Source organism: Massilia terrae (genome assembly GCF_024753145.1).
GTDB classification, from domain to species: Bacteria; Pseudomonadota; Gammaproteobacteria; order Burkholderiales; family Burkholderiaceae_D; genus Telluria; species Telluria terrae.
Map to the genome: position 1 here is coordinate 323,351 of NZ_JANUGU010000006.1, position 8,563 is coordinate 331,913.

Consider the following 8,563-nt stretch of genomic DNA (forward strand, 5'->3'; position numbering starts at 1 on the left):
CTCCTGCAGCGGGATTTTGATGTCAAATAGAAATTGAACGTTTTGGGGCTTTAAGTACCCCGATGCTTTTGTTCACACAAAGAAAAAGGACCCGGCGAAGGGGTCCTTGTAAAGAGAGCTGTTGCGATACGGCTTAGACGTCGATATTCCCCGCCTGCAGCGCATTCGTTTCGATGAAGTTCCTGCGCGGCTCAACCTCATCACCCATCAGCGTGGTGAAGATCTGATCCGCCGCAATTGCATCCTCAATCTGGACCTTCAGCAGGCGACGGACGGTCGGATCCATCGTAGTCTCCCACAACTGCTCCGGATTCATCTCCCCCAGCCCCTTGTAGCGCTGCTTCGACACGCCACGCTCCGCTTCCTCACGCAGCCACTGCATCGCCTGGTGGAAGTCGGCGACGGCCGACTCCTTCAGCTTTTCGCCTTCGCCACGGCGGATGATGGCGCCTTCGCCCATCAGGCCCTTGAAGGTCGATGCCGACCCGGCCAGCACGCTGTAATCCGCGCCGCCCACGAAGTCCGCGTCGATCGAGGTCACTTGCACGTTACCGTGGCGAATGCGCTCGATGCGCAGCGCGTGCTTTTCCGACAGGTCGTCCGAGCGCACGGTCACCTTCACCGCCGGATCCTTGATCGCCGCATCCAGCGCCTTGGCCGATTCCTCGGCCGCCGCCAGCGTAGACAGGTCCAGCTTCACGCCGCCGGCGACGATGGCCGTCAGCGCCGAGCGGTCGATCACGCGCGTCAGGCGCATCATGATCGCGTTGGCCAGGTTGTACTGGCGCACCAGTTCGCCCAGCGCTTCGCCGGTGATCGGGTCGGCGCCGTCGCGCGGGATCAGCGCGGCGCCGTTCAGTGCCACCATCATCATGTAGCTCGCTTCCTCGACGTCGTCCTTCAGGTAGCGCTCGTCGCGGCCGGCCTTGACCTTGTACAGCGGCGGCTGCGCGATGTAGATGTGGCCACGCTCGACCAGTTGAGGCATCTGGCGGTAGAACAGCGTCAGCAGCAGCGTGCGGATGTGGGCGCCGTCGACGTCCGCGTCGGTCATGATGATGATGCGGTGGTAGCGCAGCTTGTCGACGTTGAATTCGTCCGGGCCGATCGAGGTGCCGAGGGTCGCGATCAGGGTCGTGATCTGCTCCGACGACAGCATCTTCTCGAAGCGCGCCTTTTCCACGTTCAGCACCTTGCCGCGCAGCGGCAGGATGGCCTGGAACTTGCGGTCGCGGCCTTGCTTGGCCGAGCCGCCTGCCGAGTCACCCTCGACGATGTACAGTTCGCACAGCGCCGGGTCGCGTTCCTGGCAGTCGGCCAGCTTGGCCGACAGGCCCAGGCCGTCCATCACGCCCTTGCGGCGGGTCAGGTCGCGCGCCTTGCGGGCCGCTTCGCGCGCACGCGCCGCGTCCACGATCTTGCCGCAGATGATCTTGGCGTCGTTCGGCTTTTCGTTAAGGTAGTCGGTGAGCGTTTTTGCGACGATTTCCTCGACCGGGCCGCGCACTTCCGACGAGACCAGCTTGTCCTTGGTCTGCGACGAAAATTTCGGCTCGGGCACTTTGACGGACAGCACGCAGGTCAGGCCTTCGCGCATGTCGTCGCCGGAGATTTCGACCTTCGCCTTCTTGGCGAAGTCGTTCTCATCGATGTACTTGTTGATCACGCGCGTCATCGCCGCGCGCAGGCCGGTCAGGTGGGTGCCGCCGTCGCGCTGCGGGATGTTGTTGGTGAAGCACAGCACCTGCTCGTTGTACGAGTCGTTCCATTGCATCGACACGTCGACCGAAATGGTCGTGCCCTGGTCGGACTGGCGCTCGCCGGTGGCCTGGAACACAGTCGGGTGCAGCACGGTCTTGGACCTGTTGATGTACTCGACGAAGCCGCGGGTGCCGCCTTCGAACGCGAAGATTTCTTCCTTGCCGGTGCGCTGGTCGGTCAGTTTGATGTTGACGCCATTGTTCAGGAACGACAGTTCGCGAATGCGCTTCGACAGGATTTCGTAGTGGAACTCGACGTGCGTGAAGATTTCTTCGTCGGCCCAGAAGTGCACTTCGGTGCCGCGCTTGTCCGTGTCGCCGATCACTTTCATGGGCGAGACTTCGACGCCGTCGACGACTTCGATCAGGCGGTCCTGCGGCACGCCGCGCACGAATTCCAGCTGGTGCACCTTGCCGTGCTGGCGCACCGTCACGCGCAGCAGCTTCGACAGCGCGTTCACGCAGGACACGCCGACGCCGTGCAGGCCGCCGGACACTTTGTACGCGTTCTGGTTGAATTTGCCGCCGGCGTGCAGTTCGGTCAGGGCGATCTCGGTCGCCGAGCGCTTCGGCTCGTGCTTGTCGTCCATCTTGACGCCGGTCGGGATGCCGCGGCCGTTGTCCGTGATCGACATCGAGTTGTCGGAGTGGATCGTGACGTGGATCTCGGAGCAGTAGCCGGCCAGCGCCTCGTCGATCGAGTTGTCCAGCACCTCGAACACCAGGTGGTGCAGGCCGGTGCCGTCGGAGGTGTCGCCGATGTACATGCCCGGACGCTTGCGAACGGCCTCCAGGCCTTCCAGGATTTGAATCGAGGATGCGCCGTAATCATCCGCTTTCGGGGCGGCGGCTTGGATTGCTTCAGTGTTCTCGGACATGACTGCTTTCTCTTAAAACTGTGTTCGGGCAAATGCTGATGCCGCTTGTGCCGGCTTTAGCCACTCACCTCAAAACCGTCATCCCGGCGAAGGCCGGGATCCATAGACCGTGTGCTACTTCGGAAAGTCAGCATGGGCCCCGGCCTTCGCCGGGGCGACGGTGCAAACGGTGCGGCTCGATTAAATCCGCATCGGCATGACGACGTATTTGAAGTCGCCGTTGTCAGGAATCGAAATCAGCGCCGACGAATTCGAATCGCCCAGCGAGATGTTCACCTGGTCGCACTTCAGGTTGTTCAGCACGTCGAGCAGGTAGGTGACGTTGAAACCGATGTCGATCTTGTCGCCGCCGTAGTCGATTTCCAGTTCTTCCACCGCCTCTTCCTGGTCGGCGTTGGTCGAGCTGATCTTCATCACGCCCGGCTCGATCACGCAGCGCACACCCTTGAACTTGTCGCTGGTCATGATCGCGGCGCGCTGCAGCGAACGCAGCAGTTCGTCGCGGCTGATCGTGAAGTCGTTCTTGTAGCCCTTCGGGACCACGCGGGTGTAATCCGGAAACTTGCCCTCGACCAGCTTCGACACCAGCTCGATGTCGGCGAAGGTCAGCTTCACCTGCGAGGCGGCGATGTCCAGCTGGACCGTGTCGTCCGACTCTTCCAGCAGGCGCTGCAGCTCGATGATGGTCTTGCGCGGGATGATCACTTCCTGGCGCGCGAACGACTGCTCGGTCTCGACCTGGCAGAACGCCAGGCGGTGGCCGTCGGTGGCGACCGCGATCACGTTGTGACCGTCCAGCACCAGTAGCAGGCCGTTCAGATAGTAGCGGATGTCCTGCTGCGCCATCGAGAAGTGCACCATGTTGAACAGGTGCTTCAGGGTCTTCTGCGGCAGGGTCACGCTGGCGTTGTAGCTGTCGGCCACCGACACGGTCGGGAATTCCTCGGCGGCCAGGGTCTGCAGGGCGAAGCGCGATTTGCCGCTTTGCACCGTCAGGCGCTTGTTCAGCAGGGTCAGCGAGACGTCGCCCGATTCCGGCAGCGCGCGCAGGATGTCCAGCAGCTTGCGCGCGGCAACCGTGGTGCCGGTGACCTCGGCGCCCGAGCCGATGGACGCGTGCGTCGTGATCTGCACCTCGGTGTCGGTCGACAGGAAGGACACGTTCTCGCCGTCTTTGCGGATGAGGATATTGGCCAGAATCGGCATAGTGTGCCGACGCTCGACAATACCACTCACAATCTGCAAGGGCCGGAGCAGCGTGTCGCGGGTGGTTTTGACCAGTTGCATAGTTATCCCTCAGGTTGTATTTATGAAAACTTTGTCTTGCAGGACAATCAGTACTATTTTGCCAGAATTTCCTGACTGAACTTCACTTCTGAACCCCCACCTCGTCGTTCCCGCGCAGGCGGGAACCCATGCTGAGTATCCCGTTACGCGGTCTATGGGTCCCCGCCTGCGCGGGGACGACGGTTTTAAAGGGGTCGTATTTATCCCTTTAACGTCTGCTCCAGCACGTGCAGCTCATGATTCACTTCCGGACTCTTCTGCCTGTCCCCGGCAATCTTGCGCACCGCATGCAGCACGGTGGTGTGATCCCGGCCGCCGAACAGCTCGCCGATCTCCGGCAGGCTCTTCTGGGTCAGCTCCTTGGCCAGGTACATCGCAATCTGGCGCGGGCGGGCGATGTTGGCCGGCCGGCGCTTCGAGTACATGTCCGCGACCTTGATGTTGAAAAAGTCCGCGACCGTCTTCTGGATGTTTTCCACCGAAATCTGGCGGTTCTGCACCGACAACAGGTCCTTCAGTGCTTCCTTGACGATGTCGATCGTGATTTCCCGCCCGTGGAAGCGCGAGTACGCCAGGATCTTGCGCAGCGCGCCTTCCAGCTCGCGCACGTTCGAGCGCAGGTGCTTGGCCACGAAGAAAGCCACGTCGTCCGACAGCGTCACACCGTCCTGCTGCGCCTTCTTCAGCAAGATCGCCACCCGCATCTCCAGCTCCGGCGGCTCGATCGCGACCGTCAGGCCGGAGTCGAAACGCGAGATCAGGCGGTCGTCCATGCCCGTGATCTCTTTCGGGTAGGTATCGCTGGTGATGATGATCTGCTTCTTGGCCGCAATCAGCGCCTCGAACGCGTAGAAAAACTCTTCCTGCGTCCGGCTCTTGCCGCCGAAGAACTGGATATCGTCGATCAGCAGCATGTCCAGCGAGTGATAGTAATGCTTGAAATCGTCGAAGCCTTTGCGCTGGTACGCGGTCACGACGTCGCGCACATACTGTTCCGCGTGGATATAGCGGATGCGCGCGCCCGGCTGGTCCGCCATCACCTGGTTGCCGATCGCGTGGATCAGGTGGGTCTTACCGAGGCCGACGCCGCCGTAGAAGAACAGCGGGTTGTACGACACGCCCGGATTGTTGGCGACCTGGATCGCGGCGGCGCGCGCCAGCTGGTTGGCCTTACCGGTCACCAGGCTGTCGAAGGTCAGGTCCGGGTTCACACGGCTCTGCTCGCGCTTGGGCGAGTTGGCGATGTTGATATTGTCCGGGCTGGACGACAGCATCGGCGCCATCGGGCGCATGTCCTGCTGGGGTTCGGGCGCGGCGGCCGGGCCGAGCGGTTTCTTGTTCTTCGGGTCGAGCACGAACTGCACTTCAACCGGTGCTTCCCAATACTGGCAGGCGAGGGCCGTGATGCGCGGCGCAAACTGCGACTTCACCATGTCGAGTTTGAAGCGGTTCGGCGCGGCGATGCGCAGCTTGCCGTCCTCGTAGTCGAGGACGATCAGCGGCTTGATCCAAGCGCTGAATTGCTGCGGCGTCAGCTCGAGTTCCAGTTGCGCGGAACAGGACTGCCAGAAGTTTTCCATGAATGCCAGCTTATTGATACGTAACACGCTATTTTACCTGTACTGGCTAAAGTTATCCACAGGCACGAGCTTTAAATTTTCAGCGGTGCAGGCTTGACATTGGCAGTGTAAATACCGTCGTCCCGGCGCAGGCCGGGAACCATGGACAAGCTGAGTTGTCGAAAGGTAGCGCCGCAGGCCCAGCGTACTCAGCATGGCCCCCGGCCTCCGCCGGGGCGACGGTTCTTGGGCCAACAATGCCCTCTCCCGAACAACACCCGCCTTGACAGCTGGACCGAAAATGCTGTCTAATTCAGGGTTCCCTGTCCGCGTGCCATCTCAATCGTTCAACGATTGCCCCGGCGTGACGCGGTCAAGATAAGTATCTGCTGTGGCGTGACGCTGGCTTAACCATCTGCGATCCTGTCATTGGCGCCCGAAGCTGACGAGACGTCAGACCCGATTTTGCATACTAATTTGTCTTAAGCGAGACCACCATGAAACGTACTTACCAACCTTCCGTCGTCCGTCGCAAGCGCACGCACGGCTTCCGCGCACGCATGGCTACCCGTGGTGGCCGCCAGGTCCTGAACGCTCGCCGCGCCAAGGGCCGCAAGCGCCTGGCCGTCTAAGGCCAAGCTGCTCTCGATCGATCGCGGTCGGCCATGACTGGCGAAGGGGTGCACGACTTCGCGCGCGTTCGGCGTATCGTTAAAACGGATGAGTTTTCATCCGTTTTTCGTTTGCGGCCGGCGCAAAAAACCGCGCATTTCGTCCTCTACACCCGCCCCAACAGCCTGCCGCATGCGCGGCTGGGCATCGTTGCGGCCAAACGGTTCGCGCCGCGTGCGGTCACCCGCAACACCATCAAGCGCATCACGCGCGAGCTGTTCCGCACGACGGCGCTGCCGCCGTTCGACTGCATCGTCCGGCTGTCCAGTCCCGTCGTGAAACGGGACGGCGCCGCCACCACCCGCGCCCTGAAGGCCGAACTGCGCAGCGAGCTGGTGCGCCTGTTCGCCTCGCAAAAGGCGCGCGCCACGGCGGCCCCGAAATGAGCACCCTGCTGGCCTGGCTGGTGCGCGCCTACCAGTTGCTGGTCTCGCCGATGCTTGGCCAGAACTGCCGTTTCTACCCGACCTGTTCCAATTACGCGCTGGAAGCGCTGCGCACCCATGGCGCCGTCCGCGGCAGCTGGCTGGCCGCGCGCCGCGTGTGCCGCTGCCATCCGTGGAACGAAGGCGGCGTCGACCCTGTTCCCCCCGCGAAGCAGGACTCCCACCCAGCCGCTTGCGGTTGCAACCACCCCTGAAGAAATCCAATGGAAATCAATAAACGTACCATCCTGTGGATCGTGTTCGCCGTCTCCCTGATCGTCCTGTGGAACGATTGGATGGTGTCGAACGGCAAGCAGTCGATGTTCTCGACCACGCCGCCGGCCGCCAAGGTGGCCGCGAGCGCGCCGGCCGCCACCCCGGCCACCGCCGCGCCCGCAGCGCAGCCGGGCGGGACCGCTCCGGCCGCCGTGCCGGGGGCGCCGGTTCCCGTCAAGGCCGAGACGGTTACCGTCACCACCGACGTCTTCAAGGCCGACATCGACACCGCAGGCGGCGTCATCCGTCGCCTGGAGCTGCTGAAATATAAGGCAGAAGGCAGCCCGGGCTGGTTCGGCGGCTGCTTCGGCCTGTCGCCGGCTTGCAAGCCGACCGATCGTGCAACGAACGAAGTGCTGTTCGAAGAAGATCCGAAGCACACCTACCTGGCCCGCAGCGGCCTGACCGGCGTCAATGGCCTGCCGGACAATAACACCGTGTATTCGGTGAAGCCGGGTGTGCGCACCCTCGACGGCGGCAACCAGGTGCAAGTCGTGCTCGAAGCCGAGCAGGGCGGCGTCAAGCTGACCAAGACCTTCACGTTCAAGCGCGGCGACTACGTGATCGACGTGCGCCACGACGTCACCAACGTCGGCGCCGCGCCGGTGACCCCGTCGGTGTTCCTGCAGCTGGTCCACGACGGCAACACCCCGGAAGGCTCGTCCTACTTCAACAGCCGCTACACCGGCCCGACGCTGTACACCTCGACCGACAAATACCAGAAGCTGACCTTCGAGAAGATCGAAAAAGGCACCGTCGAGCATACCAACAAGGCCAACGACGGCTGGATCGCGATTTCGCAGCACTTCTTCGTGTCGGCCTTCGTCCCGCCGGAAAACCAGCCGCGCGATATCCGCACCGCGAAAGTCGGCACCAACCTGTATTCGATCGAAACCGTGATGCCGATCGGGACCCTGCCGCCGGGCGCCAGCGTTTCCAGCTCGGCCAAGCTGTATTCGGGCCCGCAGGACGAGAAGGCGCTGGAAGGCATCGCGCCGGGTCTGGAACTGGTCAAGGACTATGGCTGGGCGACCATCATCGCCAAGCCGATCTTCCTCGGCATGAACATGATCCACAAAGTCCTGGGCAACTGGGGCTGGACGATTATCGCGTTCACCATCCTGATCAAGCTGCTGTTCTTCCCGCTGTCGGCTGCCGGTTATCGCAGCATGGCCAAGATGAAGACGCTGGCGCCGAAAATGCAGGCGATCCGCGAGCGCTTCAAGGATGATCCGGCCAAGATGAACCAGGCCACCATGGAGCTGTACAAGAAAGAGAAGATCAACCCGCTGGGCGGCTGCCTGCCGATCCTGGTGCAGATGCCGGTGTTCCTGGCGCTGTACTACGTGCTGCAGGCCTCGATCGAATTCCGCGGCGCGCCGTGGATCGGCTGGATTACCGACCTGTCGCAGCACGACCCGTGGTGCATCCTGCCGGTGGTGTATGCGATCTCGATGTTCATCACGCAGAAACTGAACCCGGCGCCGGCCGATCCGGTGCAGGCCAAGATGATGCTGTTCATGCCGCTGGCGTTCTCGGTGATGTTCTTCTTCTTCCCGTCCGGCCTGGTGCTGTACTGGGTGGTGAACAACATCATGTCGATCGGCCAGCAGTGGGTGATCACCAAGAAGCTCAATCCGCAGTAAGCGACAGCTGTTGCGAATAATAGAAAGCCCGCGGAAAACCGCGGGCTTTTTTTATTCCCA

Annotated in this window: 7 protein-coding genes; 4 read left to right on the forward strand and 3 right to left on the reverse strand. The window is 62.1% G+C overall.

The window, feature by feature from the left end; genetic code table 11:
- Nucleotides 1–133 precede the first annotated feature (133 nt).
- The 3 genes from gyrB to dnaA form a co-directional block, all read right to left on the reverse strand.
- On the reverse strand, nt 134–2,638 hold the full coding sequence (gyrB, locus tag NX778_RS18125) for a DNA topoisomerase (ATP-hydrolyzing) subunit B (protein ID WP_258813184.1): 2,505 nt from the start codon (nt 2,636–2,638) through the stop codon (nt 134–136).
- A gap of 180 nt (nt 2,639–2,818) precedes the next feature.
- Nucleotides 2,819–3,925, reverse strand: a complete 1,107-nt coding sequence (dnaN, locus tag NX778_RS18130; RefSeq protein WP_258813185.1) for a DNA polymerase III subunit beta — start codon at nt 3,923–3,925, stop codon at nt 2,819–2,821.
- A gap of 200 nt (nt 3,926–4,125) precedes the next feature.
- On the reverse strand, nt 4,126–5,505 hold the full coding sequence (gene dnaA / locus NX778_RS18135; protein WP_258813193.1) for a chromosomal replication initiator protein DnaA: 1,380 nt from the start codon (nt 5,503–5,505) through the stop codon (nt 4,126–4,128).
- A gap of 476 nt (nt 5,506–5,981) precedes the next feature.
- Between dnaA and rpmH the strand changes: the two genes are divergently transcribed.
- Genes rpmH through yidC form a run of 4 tightly spaced genes read left to right on the forward strand, consistent with a single transcriptional unit; the run spans nt 5,982 to nt 8,503 of the window.
- Nucleotides 5,982–6,116, forward strand: a complete 135-nt coding sequence (gene rpmH / locus NX778_RS18140) for a 50S ribosomal protein L34 (RefSeq protein ID WP_040378179.1) — start codon at nt 5,982–5,984, stop codon at nt 6,114–6,116.
- A gap of 33 nt (nt 6,117–6,149) precedes the next feature.
- Nucleotides 6,150–6,542, forward strand: a complete 393-nt coding sequence (gene rnpA / locus NX778_RS18145; RefSeq protein WP_258813186.1) for a ribonuclease P protein component — start codon at nt 6,150–6,152, stop codon at nt 6,540–6,542.
- A complete protein-coding gene (gene yidD, locus NX778_RS18150; RefSeq protein WP_258813187.1) occupies nt 6,539–6,796 on the forward strand; it encodes a membrane protein insertion efficiency factor YidD in 258 nt (85 codons plus the stop codon). Before rnpA ends, yidD begins: the two co-directional genes overlap by 4 nt.
- A 9-nt stretch (nt 6,797–6,805) precedes the next feature.
- Nucleotides 6,806–8,503, forward strand: coding sequence for a membrane protein insertase YidC (yidC, locus tag NX778_RS18155; RefSeq protein WP_258813188.1), 1,698 nt, complete (start codon nt 6,806–6,808; stop codon nt 8,501–8,503).
- Nucleotides 8,504–8,563: the final 60 nt, after the last annotated feature.